The sequence below is a fragment of the Falsigemmobacter faecalis genome, assembly GCF_003863335.1.
Lineage (GTDB): Bacteria > Pseudomonadota > Alphaproteobacteria > Rhodobacterales > Rhodobacteraceae > Wagnerdoeblera > Wagnerdoeblera faecalis.
Genome location: NZ_RRAZ01000003.1, coordinates 185,886 through 207,860, shown reverse-complemented (window position 1 = coordinate 207,860; position 21,975 = coordinate 185,886). Strand labels below are relative to the sequence as shown.

General features: G+C 62.5%; 22 protein-coding genes and 1 pseudogene. 15 read left to right on the top strand and 8 right to left on the bottom strand.

Going from position 1 to position 21,975, the window contains the following annotated elements:
* The first annotated feature begins 176 nt into the window (after nucleotides 1–176).
* A complete protein-coding gene (pnp, locus tag EG244_RS03170) occupies nucleotides 177–2,315 on the top strand; it encodes a polyribonucleotide nucleotidyltransferase (RefSeq protein ID WP_124963560.1) in 2,139 nt (712 codons plus the stop codon).
* 79 nt (nucleotides 2,316–2,394) lie between these two features.
* Here pnp and EG244_RS03165 read toward each other — a convergent pair whose 3' ends face one another.
* From EG244_RS03165 to EG244_RS03155, 3 genes are all read right to left on the bottom strand, one after another.
* Nucleotides 2,395–2,856: an Lrp/AsnC family transcriptional regulator gene (locus tag EG244_RS03165; RefSeq protein ID WP_124963559.1), complete on the bottom strand. Its 462-nt coding sequence runs from the start codon at nucleotides 2,854–2,856 to the stop codon at nucleotides 2,395–2,397.
* A 159-nt stretch (nucleotides 2,857–3,015) separates the two neighbouring features.
* Nucleotides 3,016–3,405, bottom strand: a complete 390-nt coding sequence (gene mscL, locus EG244_RS03160; RefSeq protein ID WP_124963558.1) for a large conductance mechanosensitive channel protein MscL — start codon at nucleotides 3,403–3,405, stop codon at nucleotides 3,016–3,018.
* Between the two features lie 199 nt (nucleotides 3,406–3,604).
* Nucleotides 3,605–4,783: a TIGR03862 family flavoprotein gene (locus EG244_RS03155; RefSeq protein WP_124963557.1), complete on the bottom strand. Its 1,179-nt coding sequence runs from the start codon at nucleotides 4,781–4,783 to the stop codon at nucleotides 3,605–3,607.
* A gap of 252 nt (nucleotides 4,784–5,035) precedes the next feature.
* Between EG244_RS03155 and EG244_RS03150 the strand changes: the two genes are divergently transcribed.
* The 8 genes from EG244_RS03150 to EG244_RS03115 all read left to right on the top strand — a co-directional run bounded on the left by EG244_RS03150 (nucleotide 5,036) and on the right by EG244_RS03115 (nucleotide 12,437).
* The gene (locus tag EG244_RS03150) at nucleotides 5,036–5,491 is read left to right on the top strand and encodes a MarR family winged helix-turn-helix transcriptional regulator (protein ID WP_124963556.1); all 456 of its coding nucleotides are present in this window, start codon (nucleotides 5,036–5,038) and stop codon (nucleotides 5,489–5,491) included.
* Entirely contained in the window at nucleotides 5,478–6,296 is an 819-nt protein-coding gene (locus EG244_RS03145; protein ID WP_124963555.1) for an enoyl-CoA hydratase family protein, read from the top strand. The genes EG244_RS03150 and EG244_RS03145 overlap by 14 nt, the downstream gene beginning before the upstream one ends.
* A 95-nt stretch (nucleotides 6,297–6,391) precedes the next feature.
* The gene (locus tag EG244_RS03140; RefSeq protein WP_124963554.1) at nucleotides 6,392–7,531 is read left to right on the top strand and encodes an acyl-CoA dehydrogenase family protein; all 1,140 of its coding nucleotides are present in this window, start codon (nucleotides 6,392–6,394) and stop codon (nucleotides 7,529–7,531) included.
* A 16-nt stretch (nucleotides 7,532–7,547) separates the two neighbouring features.
* Complete coding sequence (locus EG244_RS03135; protein WP_124963553.1) at nucleotides 7,548–7,964, top strand: RidA family protein; 417 nt, start codon at nucleotides 7,548–7,550, stop codon at nucleotides 7,962–7,964.
* A gap of 79 nt (nucleotides 7,965–8,043) precedes the next feature.
* A complete protein-coding gene (locus tag EG244_RS03130; protein WP_124963552.1) occupies nucleotides 8,044–9,675 on the top strand; it encodes a benzoate-CoA ligase family protein in 1,632 nt (543 codons plus the stop codon).
* A 92-nt stretch (nucleotides 9,676–9,767) separates the two neighbouring features.
* Complete coding sequence (gene accD, locus EG244_RS03125) at nucleotides 9,768–10,688, top strand: acetyl-CoA carboxylase, carboxyltransferase subunit beta (RefSeq protein ID WP_124963551.1); 921 nt, start codon at nucleotides 9,768–9,770, stop codon at nucleotides 10,686–10,688.
* 75 nt (nucleotides 10,689–10,763) lie between these two features.
* Nucleotides 10,764–12,041, top strand: coding sequence for a bifunctional folylpolyglutamate synthase/dihydrofolate synthase (locus EG244_RS03120; protein ID WP_124963550.1), 1,278 nt, complete (start codon nucleotides 10,764–10,766; stop codon nucleotides 12,039–12,041).
* A gap of 39 nt (nucleotides 12,042–12,080) precedes the next feature.
* Nucleotides 12,081–12,437, top strand: coding sequence for a DUF2794 domain-containing protein (locus EG244_RS03115; RefSeq protein ID WP_124963549.1), 357 nt, complete (start codon nucleotides 12,081–12,083; stop codon nucleotides 12,435–12,437).
* Here the strand turns inward: EG244_RS03115 and EG244_RS03110 are convergent.
* Genes EG244_RS03110 through hslO form a run of 3 tightly spaced genes read right to left on the bottom strand, consistent with a single transcriptional unit; the run spans nucleotide 12,434 to nucleotide 15,145 of the window.
* Nucleotides 12,434–13,570, bottom strand: coding sequence for a CCA tRNA nucleotidyltransferase (locus tag EG244_RS03110; RefSeq protein WP_124963548.1), 1,137 nt, complete (start codon nucleotides 13,568–13,570; stop codon nucleotides 12,434–12,436). The genes EG244_RS03115 and EG244_RS03110 overlap by 4 nt on opposite strands.
* Nucleotides 13,567–14,163 carry a CoA pyrophosphatase gene (locus tag EG244_RS03105; RefSeq protein WP_124963547.1) on the bottom strand — a complete coding sequence of 199 codons (597 nt, stop codon included), beginning with the start codon at nucleotides 14,161–14,163 and terminating at the stop codon, nucleotides 13,567–13,569. Before EG244_RS03105 ends, EG244_RS03110 begins: the two co-directional genes overlap by 4 nt.
* Nucleotides 14,156–15,145: an Hsp33 family molecular chaperone HslO gene (hslO, locus tag EG244_RS03100; RefSeq protein ID WP_124963546.1), complete on the bottom strand. Its 990-nt coding sequence runs from the start codon at nucleotides 15,143–15,145 to the stop codon at nucleotides 14,156–14,158. The genes EG244_RS03105 and hslO overlap by 8 nt, the downstream gene beginning before the upstream one ends.
* A 90-nt stretch (nucleotides 15,146–15,235) precedes the next feature.
* Here hslO and EG244_RS03095 point away from each other — a divergent pair, with 90 nt between their 5' ends.
* On the top strand, nucleotides 15,236–15,670 hold the full coding sequence (locus EG244_RS03095) for an NUDIX domain-containing protein (protein ID WP_124963545.1): 435 nt from the start codon (nucleotides 15,236–15,238) through the stop codon (nucleotides 15,668–15,670).
* On the opposite strand, the gene EG244_RS03090 is transcribed toward EG244_RS03095, so the two are convergent.
* Complete coding sequence (locus EG244_RS03090; RefSeq protein ID WP_233588901.1) at nucleotides 15,671–16,960, bottom strand: PP2C family protein-serine/threonine phosphatase; 1,290 nt, start codon at nucleotides 16,958–16,960, stop codon at nucleotides 15,671–15,673.
* Between the two features lie 105 nt (nucleotides 16,961–17,065).
* Between EG244_RS03090 and EG244_RS03085 the strand changes: the two genes are divergently transcribed.
* Complete coding sequence (locus tag EG244_RS03085) at nucleotides 17,066–17,431, top strand: Hpt domain-containing protein (RefSeq protein ID WP_124963544.1); 366 nt, start codon at nucleotides 17,066–17,068, stop codon at nucleotides 17,429–17,431.
* Here the strand turns inward: EG244_RS03085 and ilvA are convergent.
* Nucleotides 17,394–18,641 (bottom strand): threonine ammonia-lyase IlvA, encoded by a 1,248-nt coding sequence (gene ilvA, locus EG244_RS03080; RefSeq protein WP_124963543.1) that lies wholly within the window; start codon nucleotides 18,639–18,641, stop codon nucleotides 17,394–17,396. The two genes, EG244_RS03085 and ilvA, sit on opposite strands and share 38 nt — an antisense overlap.
* A gap of 180 nt (nucleotides 18,642–18,821) precedes the next feature.
* On the opposite strand from ilvA, the gene EG244_RS03075 reads away from it, so the two are divergent.
* From EG244_RS03075 to EG244_RS20815, 4 genes and pseudogenes are all read left to right on the top strand, one after another.
* Entirely contained in the window at nucleotides 18,822–20,057 is a 1,236-nt protein-coding gene (locus EG244_RS03075; RefSeq protein WP_199737761.1) for an argininosuccinate synthase, read from the top strand.
* Nucleotides 20,058–20,205: 148 nt separating this feature from the next.
* Nucleotides 20,206–20,442, top strand: coding sequence for a BolA/IbaG family iron-sulfur metabolism protein (locus EG244_RS03070; RefSeq protein ID WP_124963541.1), 237 nt, complete (start codon nucleotides 20,206–20,208; stop codon nucleotides 20,440–20,442).
* A gap of 104 nt (nucleotides 20,443–20,546) precedes the next feature.
* Entirely contained in the window at nucleotides 20,547–20,906 is a 360-nt protein-coding gene (gene grxD, locus EG244_RS03065) for a Grx4 family monothiol glutaredoxin (RefSeq protein ID WP_124963540.1), read from the top strand.
* A 234-nt stretch (nucleotides 20,907–21,140) separates the two neighbouring features.
* Nucleotides 21,141–21,537: pseudogene (locus EG244_RS20815) on the top strand (transposase); the annotation flags it as partial.
* Between the last annotated feature and the right edge of the window lie 438 nt (nucleotides 21,538–21,975).

Sequence of the window (21,975 nt, the reverse complement as noted above, 5' to 3'; positions counted from 1 at the left end):
TCCCCCATAAAACATGATGCTTTTCACAAAGGCCGTTTTCCTGTATGCACCCACGCTATCTGAGACGTGAGGTCCGAGCCCCCGGACACATGCACAGGATCAGGGGCGGCGGCAATGGGGCCGCTATATAGACAGGGAGCGCGGGATGGGCCTGTGTTACCCAGATAGGATGTCTGATGTTCAATATTTCGAAGAAATCAATCCAGTGGGGCGGTGAAACGCTGACGCTGGAGACCGGCAAGGTTGCCCGTCAGGCCGATGGTTCGGTCATTGCGACGCTGGGCGAAACCTCGGTCATGGCCAACGTGACCTTCGCGAAATCGCCGAAGCCGGGCCAGGACTTCTTCCCGCTGACCGTGCACTATCAGGAAAAATACTACGCAGCCGGCAAGATCCCCGGCGGCTTCTTCAAGCGTGAAGCACGCCCGTCGGAGAAAGAGACCCTTGTCTCGCGTCTGATCGACCGTCCGTGCCGCCCGCTCTTCGTCGAAGGCTTCAAGCATGAAGTGCTGGTCATGGCGACCGTGCTGTCGTGCGACCTCGTGAATGACCCCGATGTTGTGGCCATGATCGCGGCTTCGGCTGCGCTGACCATCTCGGGCGTTCCGTTCCGTGGTCCGATCGGTGCGGCCCGCGTTGGTTTCGTGAACGGCGAATACGTTCTGAACCCGTCGATGGACGACATGACCCAGCTGCGCTCGAAGCCCGAGCAGCGCCTGGACCTGGTCATTGCCGGTACCAAGAACGCCGTGATGATGGTGGAATCGGAAGCCTACGAGCTGACCGAAGAAGAAATGCTCGGCGCTGTCGAATTCGGCCACGCCCAGATGCAGCCGGTCATCGATCTGATCATCGACCTGGCAGAAGATGCAGCGAAAGAGCCCTTCGATTTCACCCCGCCGGACCTGACCGCGATCTACGCGAAAGTCAAAGCCGCTGGTGAAAAGCAGATGCGCGCTGCCTTCGCAATCCGCGACAAGCAGGAGCGCACCAACGCGATCAAAGCTGCCGTTGATGCGATCAAAGCGACGCTGTCGGAAGACGATCTGGCTGACCTGAACCTCGGTTCGGCGATCAAGAAGCTGGAATCGGACATCCTGCGCGGCGACGTTGTGAAAAACGGCACCCGTATCGATGGCCGTGACACCACCACCGTCCGCGCGATCAACGTGGAAACCGGCATCCTGCCGCGTACCCACGGCTCGGCACTGTTCACCCGCGGCGAGACCCAGGGCCTGGTTGTCACCACCCTTGGAACCGGCGAAGATGAGCAGTTCATCGACGCGCTGAACGGCAACTACAAATCGAACTTCCTGCTGCACTATAACTTCCCTCCCTATTCGGTGGGCGAAGTGGGCCGCGTGGGTTCGCCGGGCCGTCGTGAAATCGGTCACGGCAAACTGGCATGGCGCGCGCTGCAGGCCGTGCTGCCGGCACCGACCGACTTCCCCTACACCATCCGTGTGGTGTCGGAGATCACCGAATCGAACGGCTCGTCCTCGATGGCTTCGGTCTGCGGCGGCTCGCTGGCGATGATGGATGCAGGCGTTCCGCTGAAAGCCCCGGTGGCTGGCGTTGCCATGGGTCTGATCCTGGAAGACGACGGCTCCTATGCTGTTCTGACCGACATCCTGGGTGACGAAGACCACCTCGGCGATATGGACTTCAAAGTGGCAGGTACCGAAGCCGGTATCACGACCATGCAGATGGACATCAAAGTTGCCGGCATCACGCCCGCCATCATGAAGCAGGCGCTTGCGCAGGCAAAAGACGGCCGCGTGCACATCCTGCAGGAAATGGGCAAATCGGTCTCGGGCCCCTCGGGCTTCTCGGAATACGCTCCGAAGATCGAAACCCTGACCATCCCGACCGACAAGATCCGTGAAGTGATCGGTTCGGGCGGCAAGGTCATCCGCGAGATCGTGGAAACCTCGGGCGCGAAAGTCGACATCAACGACGACGGCGTGATCAAGATCGCTTCGTCCTCGGCCGATGCCATCAAGAAGGCCTATGACATGATCTGGTCGATCGTGGCAGAGCCGGAAGAAGGCAAAGTCTACATCGGTAAAGTCGTCAAACTGGTCGACTTCGGTGCTTTCGTGAACTTCTTCGGCAAGCGTGACGGTCTGGTTCACGTGTCGCAGATCGCCAACAAGCGTCTGCAGCACCCGAATGAGATCCTGAAAGAAGGCCAGGAAGTGAAAGTGAAACTGCTCGGCTTTGACGAGCGCGGCAAAGTCCGCCTCGGCATGAAGATGGTCGATCAGGAAACCGGCGAAGAAATCGCTGCCGGCAAAGAAAACGGCGAGGGCTGAGCCCCGCTTCAGGCCTGCCTGTCAGGCCTGATCCATTGCCCCCGGTGCCCATGCGGTGCCGGGGGCTTTTCTTTGGGGATCAGACGGCCAGCGCCGTGGTGCGCAACACCGTGCGCAGCGAGAAACTCGACTGCATCTGTGCCACGCCCGGCAGACGGCTGAGATACTGGCGGTGAATACGCGCAAAGTCTTCGGTATCGCGGGCAACGATCTTCAGCAGATAATCCGCCGATCCGGCCATCAGATGGCATTCCAGAAGATCGGGCACCTTTGCGACTTCACGCTCAAAGGCGTCCAGCACCTCATCCGCCTGACCCTGCAGAGTAATTTCCACAAAAACCGTGGTCGGACGCCCCATGCGGCGGGCATCAAGCAGCGCGGTATAGCGGTCGATATAGCCCTCCGCCTCCAGGCGCTGCACGCGGCGGTGACAGGCCGAGGCGGAAAGATTCACCTCCTCCGCCAGATCCGCGTTGGAGATGCGTCCGTCCCTTTGCAGGACAGAGAGGATGCGACGGTCGGTAGGATCAAGTTCAGCCATGGGCCACTCTTCAGAGATTTGCTCAGTCTGCGCAAGATCCTGCCACAAAATTCCTGAACGGCGGGACTTTCCGCCCCCGTTGCGCAGAGTTTCCGCGAAATATTGCAGCATAAAAAAAGCGCCCCGAAGGGCGCTTTTCAGAAAAAACCGGGCCGGGCCTCAGACCTTGCGCGCCAGCAGATCACGGATATCGGTCAGCAGTTCTTCCTGGGTGGGGGCTGCCGGAGCATTGGCCGCCGCCACCTCTTCTTTGCGAATCGCCATGTCCTTCATCTTGTTCAACCCCTTCACCAGCAGAAAGACGACCCAGGCGATGACGACGAACTTGATGATCGCATTGATAAAGTTGCCATACATGAACTGCGCGTCGCCGATGCCAAAGCTCAGCGAAGAAAAGTCGATGCCGCCAATGAAGATCCCCAGCAGCGGGTTCACCAGGTCATCCACCATTGAGGTGACGATGGCGGTGAAAGCCGCGCCCATGATGATCCCGACAGCAAGGTCCATGACATTGCCGCGCATGATGAAAGTTTTGAATTCGTTCAGCATTTACTATGCTCCTGAGAGGTCCGACGCGCGGAGGCCCTGCACTTACGGGAAATCGCAGGCTCAAATATGCCATGAGCCGCGCGCCTCTTCACGATTTTTTTAGAGGTATGTCGAGTTAAGAATTTATCACCCCAGGCGGGGGAGAGGCAGGCGCGTGAAAATTAACGAAGATCTCCGCCTGGACCTGCCCGGTTCCTCTTCAGAGAGGGGCCTTCCCGCCCGCTGCGGCCCGCCCCGCGTGACGTCCCGTCGCAAGGCAGGCGGTCAGCAGATAGCCCCCGGTGGGCGCCTCCCAGTCCAGCATCTCCCCCGCCACAAAGACACCAGGGCGGGCGCGCAGCTGCAGCCCGTCGTCCACCGCTGCGCGGGTGACGCCCCCGGCGGTTGAGATCGCCTCATCCAGCGGCCTTGGGCCCTGATGCGGCACCGGCAGATGCTTCAACAGCGCCGCCAGGGCTGCAGGCTCTGCCGGAAGCGGGCGGGCCACCTCCATCACAAGCGCCTGCTTCGCGGCATCGAGCCCCGCTTTGCGCAGACGATTGGCCGCTGATCCGCCTGCCGTCTTCGCCAGCCGCGCCGCCAGCGCCGCTTCCGTGAGGTCGGGAAAGAGATCCAGCCGCAGCACCGCGCCCGCGCGCAGCGCCGGTGTCAGCGGGTAAAGCCCGCCCCCCTCCAGCCCGCGCGCCGAGATCACCGCCTCGCCGCGCAGCGCAATGTCACCCGCCGAGAGCCGCAACCCCTTCAGCGCCGCGCCGAAATGTTTCTCCATAAAGGCCGACCAGCCGATCAGAAGCCCCGCATTCGACGGCGCGAAGGGCGCAAGCTCAACCCCCTCGCGCTCAAGAATCGCAGCCCAGGAACCGTCAGAGCCCAGCCGCGACCAGCTCGCCCCGCCAAGCGCCAGAACCACAGGCGCGGGCGTCACCTGCACTGCGCCCTCCGGCGTCTCAAAGCAGAGATCCGCCCCGGCAAACCCCGTCCAGCGCCAGCGCCGGTGCATCTGCACGCCCAGCCCCTCCAGCTCCGCCAGCCAGGCGCGCAGCAGGGGCGAGGCCTTATGCACCAGCGGAAACACCCGCCCCGAAGAGCCGGTGTAAACCGGCTGCCCAAGCGCTTCGGCCCAGGCCTTTACCTCCTGGGGGCCGAACCCGGCGAGGATCGGCGCAAGCCAGTCCGCAGCCCCGCCATATTGCGCCAGAAGCGCCGCCGAAGGCTCATCCTTGGTGATGTTCAGCCCGGATTTGCCCGCCATCAGCAGCTTGCGCGCGGGCGAGGGCATGGCCTCCGCGATATGGACGGCATAGCCAGCCCGGGCGAGTTCCCCCGCCGCCATCAGCCCGGCCGGACCTGCGCCGATCACCCATGCCTCTGCCGCCATCTGCCCACTCCTGCACCGGAAGGGCAGCAAAGCCCGGATCGGCTGCCCTGTCAAAACAAGCGCGTCGGTTGCCAGAGTTTCGGCCGCTTCGCAAGGCAGGCCAATTTTGCTTTAAGCCAGAAATTTTAAGTTTGAAGAATTTTTCAGTCCTGCTACCCTGGAGGCACTGAATTGAGAGGTTGCCATGCTTTGCCCCCGCGTCCCGGCCGTATCCGCCGTCCCTGCCGCCCCCTCTGTTGCGGGGCGGGCAGCATGAAGGACGACAACGACCGCAACCGGCGGGAACTCAAGCTCTGGCTGCGCATGTTGCTGACCACCCGCGCGGCCGAAGCCGAGTTGCGGGAGTTTCTGCGCGTCTCGCATGGCACCACGCTGCCGCGCTTTGACGTGATGGCCGCCCTCTGGCGTCGGGGAGAGGCGATCAGCATGTCGGATCTCAGCCGTATGCTGCTGGTCTCCAACGGAAATGCGACCGCCGTGGTCGACCGCCTTGAGAAAGACGGGCTGGTGAAACGCTCGCCCTCAGAGACCGACCGGCGGACGGTCTTTGTCTCGCTGACCGAAGCGGGGACCACGCGTTTCATGACCCTCGCAAGGGATCACTCGGATGAGGTCAGCCGGATTTTTGCAGATCTTCCCGATGAGGATCTCGACACAATGAGCGCCATTCTGAAGCGCATGGGGGAGCGTCGTAATGCAGCAAAGTGATCTGGCAGGCCTGAAGCCGCAGCATTTTTCCTGGGAGGTGTCAGACCGTATCGCGACCATTCGCCTGACCCGGCCTGAGCGTAAAAATCCGCTGACTTTTGAAAGCTATGCCGAGCTGCGCGACACCTTCCGCGCCCTGCCCTACTCCGACGATATCGATGTGGTGGTCTTCGCCTCGCAGGGTGGCAATTTCTGCTCGGGCGGCGATGTGCATGAGATCATCGGCCCGCTGACGAAGATGAACATGAAGGAGCTGCTGGCCTTCACGCGGATGACCGGGGATCTGGTCAAAGCGATACTCCATTGCACCAAGCCGGTGATTGCCGCGGTGGACGGGATCTGCGTGGGCGCGGGGGCGATTATCGCCATGGCTGCGGATCTGCGGATCGCGACTCCGGCGGCGAAATGCGCGTTTCTCTTTACCCGCGTGGGGCTTGCGGGCTGCGATATGGGGGCCTGCGCCATGCTGCCGCGCATCATCGGCCAGGGCCGCGCGGCGGAACTGCTTTATACCGGGCGCTCGATGTCGGCCGTTGAGGGCGAACGCTGGGGCTTTTGGAACAGCCTGCATGAGGCGGCGGATCTGGACGCTGAGGCGCAGAAACTGGCCGCCCGCATCGCGGCGGGTCCGAATTTTGCCCATGGCATCACCAAGACGCAGCTGAACCAGGAATGGAACATGAGCCTCGATCAGGCGATCGAAGCCGAAGCCCAGGCCCAGGCCATCTGCATGCAGACCGAAGATTTTACCCGCGCTTACAACGCCTTCGTGGCGAAAGAAACGCCGGTGTTCAGGGGCAACTGAGCATCGGATCGGCCGCGCGAGGGGAGCCGCGCAGCCGAACGGCCCGCCCGACGGGGACATCGGGCGGGCCATCTTTGAGATCTGAGGAGACCACTTTGGCAGACCGCAGCTTTCTGACCTGGCCCTTCTTTGAGGACCGCCACCGCGCTTTGGCCGAAGCGCTGGATACCTGGTGCGCCGCGCATCTGCCGGTGGATCACAGCGACACCGATGCCGCCTGCCGCGCCCTGGTGCGGATGCTGGGCGAAGGCGGCTGGCTGGTGCATAGCGGTGCCACCAGCGGTGAGCGGCTGGATGTCCGCAGCCTCTGCCTGATCCGTGAGACCCTGGCCCGCCATGACGCCCTCGCCGATTTTGCCTTTGCGATGCAGGGGCTTGGGATGGGGGCGGTGACCCTTTTCGGCAGTGCTCAGCAGCAGGAATGGCTGTCGCGCACCCGCGCGGGCAAGGCGATCTCGGCCTTTGCGCTGACCGAGCCGGGATCGGGCTCCGATGTGGCGCGCTCAACGGCCACGGCGCGGCGTGAGGGGGATCACTTCCTCCTTTCGGGCGAGAAAACCTATATCTCCAACGGCGGTATCGCCGATCTTTACGTGGTCTTTGCCCGCACGGGTGAGGCGCCGGGCGCCAAGGGTCTTTCGGCCTTCCTGCTGCCCGCCGAGACCCCCGGCCTTGAGGTGGTTGAGCGGATTGAGGTCATCGCCCCCCATCCCCTCGCGCATCTGCGCTTTAATGACATCCGCCTGCCCGCCTCGGCGCTGATCGGTGAGGCGGGATCAGGTTTCCGGATTGCGATGTCGGTGCTCGATATCTTCCGGCCCACGGTGGGGGCGGCGGCGCTTGGCATGGCGCGGCGGGCGTTGGATGAGGCGCTTTCGCGCGTCAAATCCCGCCAGCTTTTCGGCGCGCCTTTGCATGAACTGCAGATGGTTCAGGGCCATATCGCCGATATGGCGCTTGAGGTGGATGCCGCAGCCCTGCTGGTCTACCGCGCCGCCTGGACCAAGGATCAGGGCGCGGCCCGCATCACCCGTGAGGCCGCCATGGCCAAGCTTTACGCCACCGAGGCCGCGCAGCGCGTCATTGATGCGGCACTGCAGCTTCACGGAGGAGACGGTGTCCGGCACGGGATGGCGGTAGAGGGGCTCTACCGCGAAATCCGGGCCCTGCGTATTTATGAAGGCGCGAGTGACGTCCAGAAAGTCGTCATCGCCCGCGCCACCCTCGACGGTTAATTTCAAGGAGCGCGTGATGAGCGAGCTTTCTCCGCATGAATTTCTTCACCCTTCGGGCTGGAAGGCCGCGGCAGGCTATGCCAATGGCGTGGCCGCCCGGGGCAAACTGGTCTTTCTCGGCGGTCATATCGGCTGGAACGGTCAGCAGGAATTTGAGACCGATGACCTGGCAGGTCAGGTCCGCCAGACCCTGCAGAACATCCTTGAGGTGCTGACCTGCGCCGGAGGACGGGCAGAGCATATCGTGCGCCTGACCTGGTATGTCACGGATAAGAAAGACTATCTCGCCTCTCTGCGTGAGATCGGCAGCGCCTATCGCGACACGCTTGGCAAACATTTCCCCGCCATGGCCCTGGTTCAGGTGGTCGCTCTGGTGGAGGATCGCGCCAAAGTCGAGATTGAGGCAACGGCCGTCATCCCCGACGAAGCTTAAACTACAGGGCCTCCCGAAAGGGGGGCCTTTTACATTCTGCAAAGGGCCCGTCAGAGGCCCGCACCACAGGGAAACCGGAATGTCTGCACCTGCCCTCGGCCCTTCGGGCCACAGCGATAGTTTTACCCGTGACAATCTCCCCCCCGCCGCGCTCTGGCCGGAGCTGCCGCAGGGCAGCCTGAGCTATCCAGACTGGCTGAATGCGGGCGAAGAGATGACCACCCGCATGGTCGAGCGCGGCTTTGGCGATCACACCGCGCTGATCGGCAACGGGCGGCGGCGCACCTATAAAGAGCTGGCCGACTGGACCAGCCGCATCGCCCATGTGCTGGTCGAAGATTACGGGCTGCAACCCGGCAATCGGGTGCTGATCCGCTCGGCCAATAACCCGGCCATGGTGGCCTGCTGGCTGGCCGCGACCCGCGCAGGGGCGGTTGTGGTCAACTCCATGCCCATGCTGCGGGCGGGGGAACTGGCGCAGATCGTCGATAAGGCCGAGATCACCCACGCGCTGTGCGACAGCCGCCTGATGGAGGAGATGCAGGCCTGCGCCGCCAGTTCAAAATTCCTGCGCCATATTGTGGCCTTCGACGGCACCGCCAGCCACGAGGCCGAGCTTGACCGCCTGGCCCTTGATAAGCCGGTGAAATTTGCCCCCGTCCCGACGGGGCGCGATGATGTGGCGCTGCTGGCCTTCACCTCGGGCACCACGGGCGCGCCCAAGGCCACCATGCATTTTCACCGCGACATTCTGGCGATCGCGGATGGTTATGCCAAAGAGGTACTGGATGTTCAGCCCTCGGATGTCTTCATCGGCTCACCGCCGCTGGCCTTTACCTTCGGCCTCGGGGGGCTTGCGGTCTTTCCGCTGCGCTTTGGCGCAACCGCCTGCCTGCTGGAGACTGCTTCGCCGCAGAATATGATTGAGATCATTCAGAAATATAAAGCGACCGTCTGTTTTACCGCCCCCACGGCCTACCGGGTCATGCTGCGTGCCATGGCGGAAGGGGCGGATCTGTCGTCGCTGCGCGCGGCGGTCAGCGCCGGAGAGACCCTGCCCGCGCCGGTCTATGAGGAATGGATCAAACGCACCGGCAAGCCCATGCTCGACGGGATCGGCGCGACCGAGATGCTGCATATCTTCCTGTCGAACCGCTTTACCGACCACCGCCCCGGCTGCACCGGCAAGCCCGTCAGCGGCTATGAGGCGAAGATCGTCGATGAGGCGGGCAAGGAGCTGCCGCGCGGCGACATCGGCCGGCTTGCGGTGCGCGGCCCGACCGGTTGCCGCTATCTCGCGGATGAGCGGCAGAAAAAATATGTCCTGAAGGGCTGGAACCTGACCGGCGACAGCTTCTGGCAGGACGAAGAGGGCTATTTCCACTTCGCGGCGCGCTCTGACGATATGATTATCTCAGCGGGATATAATATCGCAGGCCCCGAGGTGGAGGCCGCTTTGCTCAAGCATCTGGCGGTGGCCGAATGCGCCGTCATCGCCGAATCTGATGCTGAACGCGGGCAGATCGTCTCAGCCTTTGTCGTCTGTGCTGAGGGGCAGACCGGCGATGAGGCCCTCTGCAAAACCCTTCAGGATCACGTAAAATCAATGATTGCGCCCTATAAATACCCCCGGCGCATCCGTTTTGTGAGCGCGCTGCCGAAGACCGCGACCGGAAAAATTCAGCGTTTCCGCCTGAAGGATCAGCTCTGAGCTGAGGCCTGTTCCGCCAATCGTCGGGGCCTGATTGCAAATCCGGCCCCAACACCTTATTTGCGGGGTTCAGCCGGCGGCAGGGGACAAATATGAACTGGATCACCAATTACGTCCGACCCAAAATCAACTCGCTTTTCTCGCGGCGCGAAATGCCCGAGAACCTCTGGACCAAGTGCCCGGAGTGCGGGACGATGCTGTTCCACCGGGAACTGGCTGACAATCTGAACGTCTGCAGCAACTGCGACCACCACATGGGGATCAAACCGCGCGACCGTTTTGCGGCGCTGTTTGACGGCGGCATTTTCCTCGAAGTGAAAGTGCCCGAGCCGATCGTGGATCCGCTGCAGTTCCGCGACCAGAAGAAATACCCCGACCGCATGAAAGCGGCCCAGAAGTCCACCGGCGAGAAAGAAGCCATGCTGGTGGCCGAGGGCGAAATCCTGCGCACCCCCGTGGTGGCCTGCGCGCAGGACTTCAGCTTCATGGGCGGCTCCATGGGCATGTATGTCGGCAATGCCTTCATCGCCGGTGCGCAGCGCGCGGTGGAACTTGGTCGTCCCTTCGTGGTCTTCTCGGCCGCGGGCGGCGCGCGGATGCAGGAAGGCATCCTCTCGCTGATGCAGATGCCGCGCACCACGGTGGCTATTCAGATGCTGAAAGAGGCCAATCTGCCCTATATCGTGGTGCTGACACATCCGACCACGGGCGGTGTGACGGCCTCTTATGCGATGCTGGGCGATGTGCAGATTGCCGAGCCCAATGCGCTGATCTGCTTTGCCGGCCCGCGGGTTATCGAACAGACCATCCGCGAAAAGCTGCCCGAGGGCTTCCAGCGTGCGGAATATCTGCTCGATCACGGCATGCTCGACCGCGTGACCCACCGCAAAGAGCTGCGCAGCGAGCTGGCGACCATTCTGCGCATGCTGACCGGCCAGTCCTCACCGGTGCACGGCGACCTCGCTCCGGCGGAAGTGGCGGAAACGCCCGCCCCGGCCGAGCCGCAGGCGTAACCGCGCCGCGCCCCTGCTGACCTTTCCGGCCATCCGTTCGCGGGTGGCCTTTTCTCTGTCTGACGGATCATTGCCATGAGCCAGTCCCCCGCCTCTGAAGACCTGCTTGCCCGCCTGATGTCGCTGCACCCCAAGGTGATCGACCTCTCGCTCGACCGCATGCAGGTGCTGCTCGACAAACTCGGCAACCCCGAACGCAGGCTGCCCCCGGTGATCCATATTGCCGGCACCAATGGCAAAGGCTCGACCCAGGCAATGATCCGGGCGGGGCTGGAGGCGGCGGGCAAAAAGGTCCATGCCTATACCTCGCCGCATCTCGCCCGTTTTCACGAGCGGATCCGCGTGGCGGGAGAGCTGATCTCAGAGCCTGATCTGGCGGAGCTGCTGGCTGAGGTGGAGCGGGTGAATGCCGGGGATCCGATCACCTTCTTTGAGATCACCACCTGCACCGGCTTTCTGGCCTTCTCGCGCATCCCGGCGGATTATCTGCTGCTGGAAGTGGGGCTTGGCGGGCGCTTTGATGCGACCAATGTGATCACAGACCCGGCGCTTTGTGTGATCACTCCGGTCTCGCTCGATCACCAGATGTATCTGGGCGAGACCGTGGGGCTGATCGCCACCGAAAAAGCCGGGATCCTGAAGCGGCGCGTGCCCGCCATCATCGGCCCGCAGACCTCTGAGGGGCTGGAGGCCATTGAAGCCGTGGCCGAGCGTCTTCATGCGCCGCTGATGGTCGCCAACCGCGACTGGCAGTCCTGGTCTGAGCGTGGCCGCCTGATCTGTCAGGATGAGCGCGGGCTTCTCGATCTGCCGCTGCCGAACCTGCCGGGCCCGCATCAGATTGAAAACGCAGGCGCCGCCATCGCCGCGCTGCGCCATCTCGGCTTTGATGAGGCCGCCTGCGAGGCCGCTGTCACCACCGCCTTCTGGCCCGCGCGGATGCAGCGCCTGAAGACCGGACCGCTGGTCGATCTGGCGCAGGGCGCGGAACTCTGGCTCGACGGTGGCCATAATCCGGCGGCGGGGAGCGCGCTGGCAGGCACCCTTGCGGCGCTGCCGAAACGGCCGACCCATGCGATCTGCGGCATGCTGAACACCAAGGATATCGGCGGCTTCCTGCGCCCGCTTGTCCCGCATCTCTCCAGCCTGCATGCGGTCTCGATCCCGGGCGAAACCGCCACCCTGCCCGCATCGGACACCGCCGCCGCCGCCCGTGCAGAAGGCCTTGAGGCGCTTGAAGCCGCAAGCGTGACCGAGGCGCTGCGCGACATCCTCGCCCGCGATCCGGGCGCGCGGGTGGTGATCTGCGGCTCGCTTTATCTGGCGGGCTCGATCCTGCGCGAGAACGGCTGAGGGCTTGCAAGCCAGGGGAAGCAGGCTAAGCTGAGCGCCATGAGCCTTGACAGCCCGCTTCCCTTTCCCGCCCAACAGCCCCCCGCGCCTGAGCGGGTGGCCTTTGACCGCCATGAACTGGGCCAGATCCTTTCGCTTTACGGGCGCTTTGTTGCGGCGGGCGAATGGCGCGATTACGCGCTGAATATGATGCGCGAGGTGGCGATCTTCTCCGTCTTCCGCCGCGCTGCCGAGGTGCCGCTTTACCGCATCGAAAAGCGCCCGAAACTGCGCGCCAAACAGGGGCAATATGCGGTTGTCAGCCAGGATGGGCAGATCCTGCGCCGCGGGCATGAACTGCCCCAGGTCCTGCGGGTGCTCGAGCGCAAACTGATCCGAGCGGTGGACGGCGCTTAAAGCAGATCCCCGCGGCCAAGGCCGAAGCCCGAGGCAATAAACCGCGCCTCACGCTCGCGCAGAGCCTGGCCAAGCGCGGGGCCCTGAAACCGCTCCGCCAGATCGGCCGCGCGAATTGGAAAGACCGCCGCAGCCCCCTTCGCGATCTGCGCCTCAAGCCCCACCGGCAAAGGCTGGCCCATCAGCGCCTGCAAAGCCAGTTGCGACTGCCGCGCGATATGTGCGCCATGCCGGTAGGCCGCCTCCGCTGCAGGAAGCGACATGGCCCTGCGCATCTGCTGCAGCGCCTTTTCCTCAACCCGCGACAGCCGCAAAGCGGGGCCTGGGTTCTCACCGCCCAGCACCGCAAGCCGCGTCAGCCAGTCGGGCTCGGCCTGATCCTCAAGATGCACCAGAACCGCCACGGCTTTTGCATCCGCGCCGGGCAGCACTTCGGTCAAAACGCCCGAGGCCTGCATCAGCGCAAGGGCGGGGGCAGGATCCGGCGCGGCAAGCAGGCGCCGCATCTCGGCACCGATACGCTCTCTCGAAATTCCGCCAAGACCGTCTGCACCTTCCGAAATCGCGGCCAGCGCCTCAACATCCGGGCCATGCGAAGGATCGGCATACCAGGCATAGAAGCGGAAATACCGCAGAATGCGCAGATAATCCTCAGCAATCCGGGCCACCGGATCACCGACAAAGCGCAGCCGCCTCGCCAGCGCATCGGCCACACCCGTGCCAAGCGGATCGAGGATCTCCCCCGCCGCATTGGCATAAAGCGCGTTCATGGTGAAATCCCGACGCGCCGCATCCTCATGAATATCTTTGGAAAAAGCGACGGTGGCATGGCGGCCATCCATCTCCACATCGCTGCGGAAGGTCGTGATCTCAAAGGGCGTGCCCTGGACCAGAACGGTCACAGTGCCATGCTCAATCCCCGTCGGGATCACCTTCAGCCCCGCCGCTTCCGCCAGACGCGTCACCGCATCGGGCGGGGCATCCGAGCACAGATCGACATCCGCCACAGGGGCGTCGATCAGGGCATTGCGCACACAGCCGCCCACAAAGAAAAGCTGCACATCCGTGCCCGCAAAGGCCTGAAACAGCCTTTGCGTCTCAGGGGCCTGCAGCCAGTCGCCGGTAATCTTCATCGCGCATTCATCGCGGTTGCCAGCGCAAAAAGCATCCGCGCCGTCGCGCCCCAGATGTAATAGGGGCCCCATGGCACGACGTAATACCGACGCCACTCTCCCTGCCAGATCCGCCGCTCAACCCGGTAACGGCTCAGCTCCGTGAGATGCGAAAAGGGCACGGAAAAGACCTCCGCCACCTCACCCGGCTCGGCGGTTGGGCGAAAGGCGGGGTCAATGGTCGCCAGAACCGGCGTAATGGAATAGCCCGTCACAGTTTCATGGGCCGGCATATGGCCGATCACCTGCGCAAGATCGGGTGACAAACCCACCTCTTCCCAGGCTTCGCGCAGAGCGGCAGCCGTGGCATCGGCATCTGTCGCGTCAAGTTTACCGCCCGGAAAAGCAATCTGCCCGGCGTGATGACGCAGCGCCGCCGACCGCCGTGTCAGGACAACCTTCGTGCCGCCCGGAGCCTCCTGGAGACCAATCAGCACCGCCGCCGCGCGCAGAGGAATCCCGGGCGAGGTCCGCCCGGGGTTCAGATCATAATCCGATGTCGCGAGCCGCGCGGCCTGAAGGGCCGCCTGCAGACGCGTCTGTGGATCACTCAACCGCAGTCTCCCCGCGGGCTTCAAAGCCAACGGTCGCCGGATCAAGCACGTAATGCGCGCCGCAGAACTGACAATCAGCAGTCACTTCCCCCTCCGGCGTTGTCATATGCGCGATGTCCTTGGCCGAATAGATCGACAGGCTGTTGCGCACCTTCTCTTCCGAGCAGGAGCAGCCAAAGACGATCGGCTGACGGTCATAAATCCGCGGTGCCTCTTCATGGAACAGCCGATACAGGAGCCGGTCAGGGGTCACGTTCGGCCCGATCAGTTCCATCTCTTCGGCGGTTTGCATCAGCACCGTGGCGCGGTTCCAGTGATCAGCATCTTCACCATGCAGGAGATCGGCAGCGGCCAGCAGCCCACCCTCGCCCGTAGCTTCTTTGGCGAAGGGCGACGCCTTGGGCATGTGCTGGATCATCACGCCACCGGCGCGCCACCCTTCACTGCGGCCCGGAAGCTGCGAGCGACCATAGGAGAGCTTGAAGTCGGTCGGGATCTGCTCACTCTGCGCAAAATATGATGCGGCACATTCTGCAAGAGATTTACCCGAAATCGGGGTAATCCCCTGATAAGGCACCATTCCCTGACCCTGATCGATCAGAATGGCGAAATAGCCTTCACCGATCTGCGAGAAGGGCTCGGCATCAGGGTCCAGCCTGTCTTTGTCATAGCTGGCATAGGCCCGGATGCGGGCAGGCTCTCCGTCTTCGGTCGGCCCGTAGTAGTCGGTCGCCACGAGGCGGGCGGCACCATTGCCGCGCACCTGCAGGCTCAGCTTCCAGCGCAGCTTAATGGTCTGCCCGATCAACGCGGTCAGCAAAGCTGTTTCAGCCACCAGGGCCTCAATAGCCGGAGGATAGTCATGCTGGGCCAGAATCGCGTTCAACGCCCCATCGAGGCGGGCAACGCGACCGCGCACATCGGCAAGGTCAAGCTGGAACGGCAGGACGCTGTCGTCCCAAATCGGCGGGGTGCTTGTCATGAGGAAATTCCTTACAGGCCCGGGAACTCCTGGCCCCGGGGCAGTCTGGCCCTTATATAGGCGCAAAGACTGCATCGCCAAGAGCCCGCCATGATCCGCCGATTTGATGCCCCGCCTGAATCCGGACGACGCTACCGTCTGCGCCCTGGCGCATATGCCATTCTGATGCGCGACGGCCGGATGCTGCTGACCCACCAGGCTGACCCATGGCCTGAATTCCAGCTGCCAGGCGGCGGCATTGAACGAGGAGAGCATCCCGTTGCGGCCCTTCACCGCGAAGTCCTTGAAGAGACAGGCTGGACCATCCATCTCACAAGGCGCCTCGGTGCGTTTCGCCGGTTCACTTTCATGCCGGAGTATCACCTTTGGGCGGAAAAGCTTTGTACCGTTTATCTGGCCCGTCCCGCCCTGCGCCATGGCCCGCCGCGGGAGGCGGGCCACAGTGCCCATTGGATGACCCCGACAAAAGCCGGCGCTGTTCTGGGGAATCCGGGTGATCGCCATTTTTTGCAAAGCCTGCTTTGATCAGCCACGCCATTCGATCACCGCGAAGGACAGGTCATCCGCAAAGTCCGGCCCGCCGTTGAAAGCGATCAGGGCCTGTTCAATAGCCAGCAGAAAAGCTTCGCCACGCAGGCTGGAATTCCGGCGCACAAGATCCATCAGGCCCTCATCGCCCAATTCCTGTCCGGATGGGTTTCGGCATTCGGTCAATCCGTCGGTCATAAGCATCAGCCGCTCTCCCGGCTGAAGATGAAGTTCCGCCTCCTCCCAGCTGGCATTGGCGATCAGGCCCACCGGCAGCCCGCCAGGCCCTGCCATCTCAACGGCGCCATCTGTTCGCAGCAGCAGCGGATGGGGATGGCCCGCCTGAACCAGAGCCACGCGACCATTTCGAAGATCCATTTCGGCACAGGCCCATGTGAAATAGTGATCCAGCCCCATTACCTGCAGCAGCTGGTTGAGCCGTTCTGTGATCTGCCGCGGGCCAGGCAGGCCGATTTCCCGCCGATTCTCCGTGTAAAGCACGTCTCCTTCCTTAAAGGCCGAAGCGAAAATCCCCGAGAGCCGCGCCGCAAGCATGGCCGCTGCCACGCCGTGACCCGAGACATCAATCGAAAAAATGGCCACCCGACCACTCCCACGCGGGATGTAGCCAACCAGATCTCCGCCAACATGCCCGGACGGATGCAGACTGAAGCTGACCGTTGCCCGCCCCAGATCCAGATGCCGCCCGCGGACCAGAAGCTGTTGCAGGCGCCGGGCCTCTGCCAGGTCGTGCTCAAGTGTTGACCAGAGCCGACGCACCTCGCTCAGCGCCTCTGCAAGCTGATCATTCTTGCTTTGCAACTCAGCGCGCAGATCGAGCTGTCTCTCCCCCGCCCGCAAACGCGCCCGAAGTTCCGCGGCGCTTACAGGCTTGGTCAGAAAATCATCTGCACCAGCTTCAAGCCCCGCCGCGACCTCTTCCTTACCGGATTTTGACGTCACCAGAATGAAGTAGCCGAAATGCGCCCCCGGCAGACTTCGCCAGGCCCGACAAAACTCCGGACCCGTCAATCCAGGCATAACCCAGTCCGAAATCACAAGGTCAAACCCCTCCCGGCGGCACAGGTCCAGCCCTTCAGCGCCCGACGAAGCCTCCGCGACCAGGTATCCCCATTTCTCCAGCGAAATGCGGATCAGCCTGCGCTGTGCAGCGCTGTCATCGACCACAAGAATACGCCGCCCCCCGCCCCGGGGCACCACGCATTCCGCCATCGCGACATCTGCTATTGCCGTCACATCTGCGTCCACTTCTTCCGAAAACTGCATGAAGTCTGGCTCAGAGAAATTAACTGAGCGTGAAGGGCTGCAGAATTTTTTGTGAAGGAGATTTTAACCCGAATCGCCCAGTCTGGTCGAACTGGAGAGCGGCAGATGCTGAACCTGAGACAATTGAATGACCTCAGAGCGGATGTCGGCGACGAAGGTTTCGCCGATCTGATCGTGCTATTCCTGGAGGAAACAGATGGCGTAATTTCGCGTATGATCGACAAAGGACCTGAAAAGGACCCGGCTGCAGATTATCACTTCCTGAAAGGCGCGGCGCGCAATCTGGGGCTGGATGGCTTCAGCGCGCTTTGTCACGAGGCCGAAATTGCAGCAGGACAGGGTCTGCAGCTGGCGATCAGCCCGGACGCTTTGGACGCGGCATGGCAGGACAGCCGCGCCCGGCTTCTGGATCACCTCGGCATGGCAGCCCCGATCAGATCAGAATCTCAGCCAGAGATTCGTCATGAGTGATGTCGCGGAGCACGAAGGAAGCAGCCTCCAGACGCGCCAGAAGTGCGGTAAAATTCTCCGGCTGTTTCGTCTCAATCCCCAAAAGGACGGAGCCGAAGTTGCGGGCGGATTTCTTGAGATACTCAAAACGCGCAACATCATCATCCGGTCCCAGCAGAGAGAGAAATTCCCGCAATGCGCCAGGCCGCTGGGGCAGACGCAGGATGAAGTATTTTTTCACGCCCTCAAACCGCATGGAGCGCTCTTTGACTTCAGGAAGGCGCTCGAAATCAAAGTTACCGCCCGAAGCAACGCAGACTACTGTCCTGCCGCGAATTTCGCCCTTGAGATCTTTCAGGGCATCAATGGCCAGCGCGCCTGCCGGCTCAAGTACGATGCCTTCAACATTCAACATCTCGAGCATGGTTCCGCAGATGCGGTTCTCAGGCGCCGCCAGAACCTGCGCGGGGGTAACCTGCGAAAGCGCTGTGAATGTCAGATCCCCCAGCCGCGCCACAGCCGCGCCATCCACAAAGCTGTCAACCTGGGACAGAGTGGCCGGCGCACCGGCGGCCACAGCGGCCGCAAGGCTCTTACCACCCTCCGGCTCGACATATCGCATCTCAGTAAGGGGCGCGACCTCTGCGAAATAACGGGTCAGCCCGGCGGAAAGCCCGCCGCCGCCCACGGGCACAACCACCAGATCCGGAGCGGTGCCGAGTTGCTCCAGGATCTCAGCCGCCACCGTCGCCTGACCTTCGATGACGTCCGCGTCATCAAAGGGCGAGAGGAAGACCGCTCCCTGGCGGGTGCAGAAGCCCTGGGCTGCGGCAAGGGTCTGGTCGAAGTAGTCCCCGGTCAGGACGATCTCGACATTACTGCCGCCGAACATACGCGTCTTGTCGATCTTCTGCTGCGGCGTGGTGACCGGCATGAAGATCGTTCCCTGAACACCGAAATGACGGCAGGCGTAAGCCATTCCCTGGGCGTGATTGCCTGCACTGGCACAGACGAAGCTGCGCATCTCCGGACGCGTTGCGCGGATCTTGCGCATCGCGTTGAAGGCGCCGCGCAGCTTGTAGCTTCGCACCGGGGTCAGATCCTCGCGCTTAATCCAGATCTCGGCCCCATATCGCTGCGAAAGCAGATCGTTACGCTGCAGCGGGGTGATTTCAAAAAGATCACGAAGCGCGGTCATGGCGTCACGGACAGCGGGGGCAAAAGCGGTCATCGTTGGACTCTCAATACAGGCCGGATGGCGCCCCTCTATACCCTCGGGCCGCCAAAGGCGCGAAAAATCTGCACAGAAGGAGCGCTGAGAGCTTTCAGTCCCCGACAGGGCGGCCCGCAACGCTTGCCTGGGGGGGAGAATGGGGATAATCGGAACTCCGCATCCTGGTCCGGGAGATATCTGATGACTGCGCCTAAAAAAGTCGTGCTGGCCTATTCGGGCGGTCTCGACACTTCAATCATCCTTAAGTGGCTGCAAACCGAATTCGGTTGCGAAGTGGTCACCTTCACCGCTGATCTCGGTCAGGGCGAGGAGCTGGAGCCGGCGCGTCAGAAAGCGCTGCTGCTCGGGATCAAAGAAGAAAACATCCACGTCATCGATCTGCGCGAAGAATTCGTGCGCGATTTCGTCTTCCCGATGTTCCGCGCCAATGCGGTCTATGAAGGCCAGTATCTGCTGGGCACCTCGATTGCGCGCCCGCTGATTTCGAAATATCTCGTTGAGCTGGCACAGAAATCCGGCGCGGATGCGGTGGCGCATGGCGCGACCGGCAAGGGCAACGACCAGGTTCGTTTTGAGCTGGGTGTCGCGGCGCTGGATCCCTCGATCAAAACCATTGCGCCCTGGCGCCTGTGGGATCTGACCTCGCGCACCAAGCTGATTGAGTTTGCTGAAGCGAACCAGATTCCGATCGCGAAAGACAAGCGCGGTGAGGCCCCCTTCTCGGTTGACGCCAACCTGCTGCACACCTCCTCAGAGGGGCGCGCGCTGGAGAACCCGGCCGATGAATTCCCGGACTATGTGCTGCAGCGCGTGGTGCCGGTTGAGCAGGCCCCGGATGAGGCAGAAATGGTTGAAATCACCTTTGAGCAGGGTGATGCTGTTGCGATCAATGGCGAAGCTATGTCGCCGGCCACCATTCTGACCAAACTGAACGAACTGGGCGGCAAACACGGCGTCGGCGTTCTGGATCTCGTGGAGAACCGCTTCGTGGGCATGAAGTCGCGCGGCGTCTATGAGACCCCCGGTGGCACCATCCTGCTGGAAGCGCACCGCGGGATTGAGCAGATCACGCTGGATTCCGGCGCGGGTCACCTGAAGGACTCGATCATGCCGCGCTATGCAGAGCTGATCTACAACGGCTTCTGGTTCTCGCCCGAGCGTGAGGCCCTGCAGGCGCTGATCGACAAGACTCAGGAACATGTCACCGGCACCGTTCGCGTGAAGCTTTACAAAGGCTCGGCCACCACTGTGGCCCGCTGGTCTGAGCATTCGCTTTACTCGGAAAAGCACGTGACCTTTGAAGAAGACGCCGGCGCTTATGATCAGCGTGATGCTGCGGGCTTTATTCACCTGAACGCCCTGCGTCTGAAGCTGATTGCGACCCGCAACGCACGTGTGGCGAAAAAAGACTGAAGCCGCGGCGCGCCAGGGCTCTGCCCCGGACCCCGGAGTATTTCAGAAAAGCCAAAGCGGCGCCTTCGGGCGTCGCTTTGCATTGCGGGTGGCTTGCAGGGGCGCGGGGCCAAGCCTAGATTGAGATGAAGGTGCGAAGGAGCAGACTATGGCGATTCAGGCCCAGGATATCGAAAATCTTCTGCGGGATGCTTTCCCGGAGGCAGTGATCACCGTTCAGGGCGACGATGGCGCGCATTTTGCAGCGGAAATTGTGGATGTTTCCTTCAAAGGCCTGAACCGGGTTCAGCAGCAGCGTCTGGTTTACGCAGCACTGAAGGGCAAAATGGACGGTCCTGCGGGCGAGTTGCATGCCCTGGCACTGACCACGCGGGCACCCGAATAATGATCTGGGTTGTGCTGGCTGTCCTTGTCCTCGTCGGGCTGGTGATGGTGGCGCGGCGATCGAAATAAGATGAAGGCGCGGCCTTCGGCAAAAGGAATGATGAGATGAGCGCTCTGGACCAGATCCGCGAGACGATCGAAACGAATGACGTCGTGCTCTTCATGAAGGGCAACAAGATGATGCCGCAATGCGGATTCTCAAGCCGCGTGGCCGGGATTCTGAACTACATGGGCATCGAATACGCCGATGTGAACGTTCTGGCCGATGCGGAAATCCGTCAGGGAATCAAGGATTTCTCCGACTGGCCGACCATCCCGCAGCTTTATGTGAAGGGCGAATTTGTCGGCGGCTGTGACATCATCACTGAAATGACGCTCTCGGGTGAGCTGGACACTCTGCTGGAGAGCAGCGGCGTGGCATTTGACAAAGAGAAAGCTGAGCAGATCCGCGCCGCCAACGGCTGATCTGCCGCCAGGATCATCAGGGGACAGAGCAAGCGGCCCTGAACCTCTGATCACAGGTTCTGAAAGGCGACGGGAGACCGTCGCCTTTTGCATCAGGCCATTTGAGAGGCAGGGCGGGAAGCGGCGGGAGCCGTCGCCGGTCACGACCAGCCTGACGGGTTGCGCGGCAAGCTGCCCCCCGCGACCATGAGATCAACTGCGGCTCCAGCCGGCTGTCTGTGGAAGCTCAGGTTTATGGAAGTTTTTCATGGCTGGGATCGGCTGTCGTACTTCATCGACAGCGTTGCGCCTGGGCAGACGGTCCGGTCTCCGGATCGGCTCGGGGACCGGATCTATGAGGAGCCTCTGGTCCGGGTGGTTGATCTGACAGATTTGGATTTCGGGCGCGCGGTGCCGCCGCGGTCGGCCCGGCTGTCCTCCTGCCGTGCTGCTGCGGCTGTTCACCTACGGCTATCTGAACCGGAACCCGTCGAGCCGCAGGTTCGAACGCGAGGCCAGACGCAAGGTTGCATTCATTTGGCTGAACCGCTGGCTTGTTCCGGACCACAGGGCCATCGCTGACTTTTGCCCTGGCACTGGCCGCAGCTGTGTCCGGATCGTCGGTCTTTGCCGACGCATCGGTGTGTGGAAGGTCGCCGGCCTGTTGCCACATCACCGGGGAGGATGGGCTGGAACGACGCCGTCACCGGACCGGCGACTGAGCGGGTTGCATGGGGAAGAGGCGCGGCGCGGTGGGCGATGTGCCGCTGATCAGACTGACAGAGCCCATGGCTGTCCGCCCCGGCACGGTCCGGGATCCGTTCGGCACTCTCAGGGTCCGGATGGGCGCGACCGGTTTTCTGATCGGAAAATTGAGGGGTGGTGAAACGGACATTCTATTGAACGCACTCGTCTGCAACATCGAAAGAAGTGTCGCTCAGGTCGGGATCCGGGCGGTCATGGCCGCGATGATGGCCCGCTGGGCACCGCCCAGTCACCTTCGTTGCAGGCCGTGTCAGGGCAGGTCATCGGCGATGAATTTCCACGCAGCCTGCGCCCAAAGCCGCCCCGGCGCTGCGGCAATCTGCGG

What these genes read in the sequence shown, in the direction of transcription:
- pnp (WP_124963560.1), top strand. Translation starts at nt 177, where the DNA reads ATGTTCAATATTTCGAAGAAATCAATCCAGTGGGGCGGTGAAACGCTG.
- EG244_RS03165 (WP_124963559.1), bottom strand. Translation starts at nt 2,856, where the DNA reads ATGGCTGAACTTGATCCTACCGACCGTCGCATCCTCTCTGTCCTGCAA.
- mscL (WP_124963558.1), bottom strand. Translation starts at nt 3,405, where the DNA reads ATGCTGAACGAATTCAAAACTTTCATCATGCGCGGCAATGTCATGGAC.
- EG244_RS03155 (WP_124963557.1), bottom strand. Translation starts at nt 4,783, where the DNA reads ATGGCGGCAGAGGCATGGGTGATCGGCGCAGGTCCGGCCGGGCTGATG.
- EG244_RS03150 (WP_124963556.1), top strand. Translation starts at nt 5,036, where the DNA reads ATGAAGGACGACAACGACCGCAACCGGCGGGAACTCAAGCTCTGGCTG.
- EG244_RS03145 (WP_124963555.1), top strand. Translation starts at nt 5,478, where the DNA reads ATGCAGCAAAGTGATCTGGCAGGCCTGAAGCCGCAGCATTTTTCCTGG.
- EG244_RS03135 (WP_124963553.1), top strand. Translation starts at nt 7,548, where the DNA reads ATGAGCGAGCTTTCTCCGCATGAATTTCTTCACCCTTCGGGCTGGAAG.
- EG244_RS03130 (WP_124963552.1), top strand. Translation starts at nt 8,044, where the DNA reads ATGTCTGCACCTGCCCTCGGCCCTTCGGGCCACAGCGATAGTTTTACC.
- accD (WP_124963551.1), top strand. Translation starts at nt 9,768, where the DNA reads ATGAACTGGATCACCAATTACGTCCGACCCAAAATCAACTCGCTTTTC.
- EG244_RS03120 (WP_124963550.1), top strand. Translation starts at nt 10,764, where the DNA reads ATGAGCCAGTCCCCCGCCTCTGAAGACCTGCTTGCCCGCCTGATGTCG.
- EG244_RS03115 (WP_124963549.1), top strand. Translation starts at nt 12,081, where the DNA reads ATGAGCCTTGACAGCCCGCTTCCCTTTCCCGCCCAACAGCCCCCCGCG.
- EG244_RS03110 (WP_124963548.1), bottom strand. Translation starts at nt 13,570, where the DNA reads ATGAAGATTACCGGCGACTGGCTGCAGGCCCCTGAGACGCAAAGGCTG.
- hslO (WP_124963546.1), bottom strand. Translation starts at nt 15,145, where the DNA reads ATGACAAGCACCCCGCCGATTTGGGACGACAGCGTCCTGCCGTTCCAG.
- EG244_RS03095 (WP_124963545.1), top strand. Translation starts at nt 15,236, where the DNA reads ATGATCCGCCGATTTGATGCCCCGCCTGAATCCGGACGACGCTACCGT.
- EG244_RS03090 (WP_233588901.1), bottom strand. Translation starts at nt 16,960, where the DNA reads ATGCAGTTTTCGGAAGAAGTGGACGCAGATGTGACGGCAATAGCAGAT.
- EG244_RS03085 (WP_124963544.1), top strand. Translation starts at nt 17,066, where the DNA reads ATGCTGAACCTGAGACAATTGAATGACCTCAGAGCGGATGTCGGCGAC.
- ilvA (WP_124963543.1), bottom strand. Translation starts at nt 18,641, where the DNA reads ATGACCGCTTTTGCCCCCGCTGTCCGTGACGCCATGACCGCGCTTCGT.
- EG244_RS03070 (WP_124963541.1), top strand. Translation starts at nt 20,206, where the DNA reads ATGGCGATTCAGGCCCAGGATATCGAAAATCTTCTGCGGGATGCTTTC.
- grxD (WP_124963540.1), top strand. Translation starts at nt 20,547, where the DNA reads ATGAGCGCTCTGGACCAGATCCGCGAGACGATCGAAACGAATGACGTC.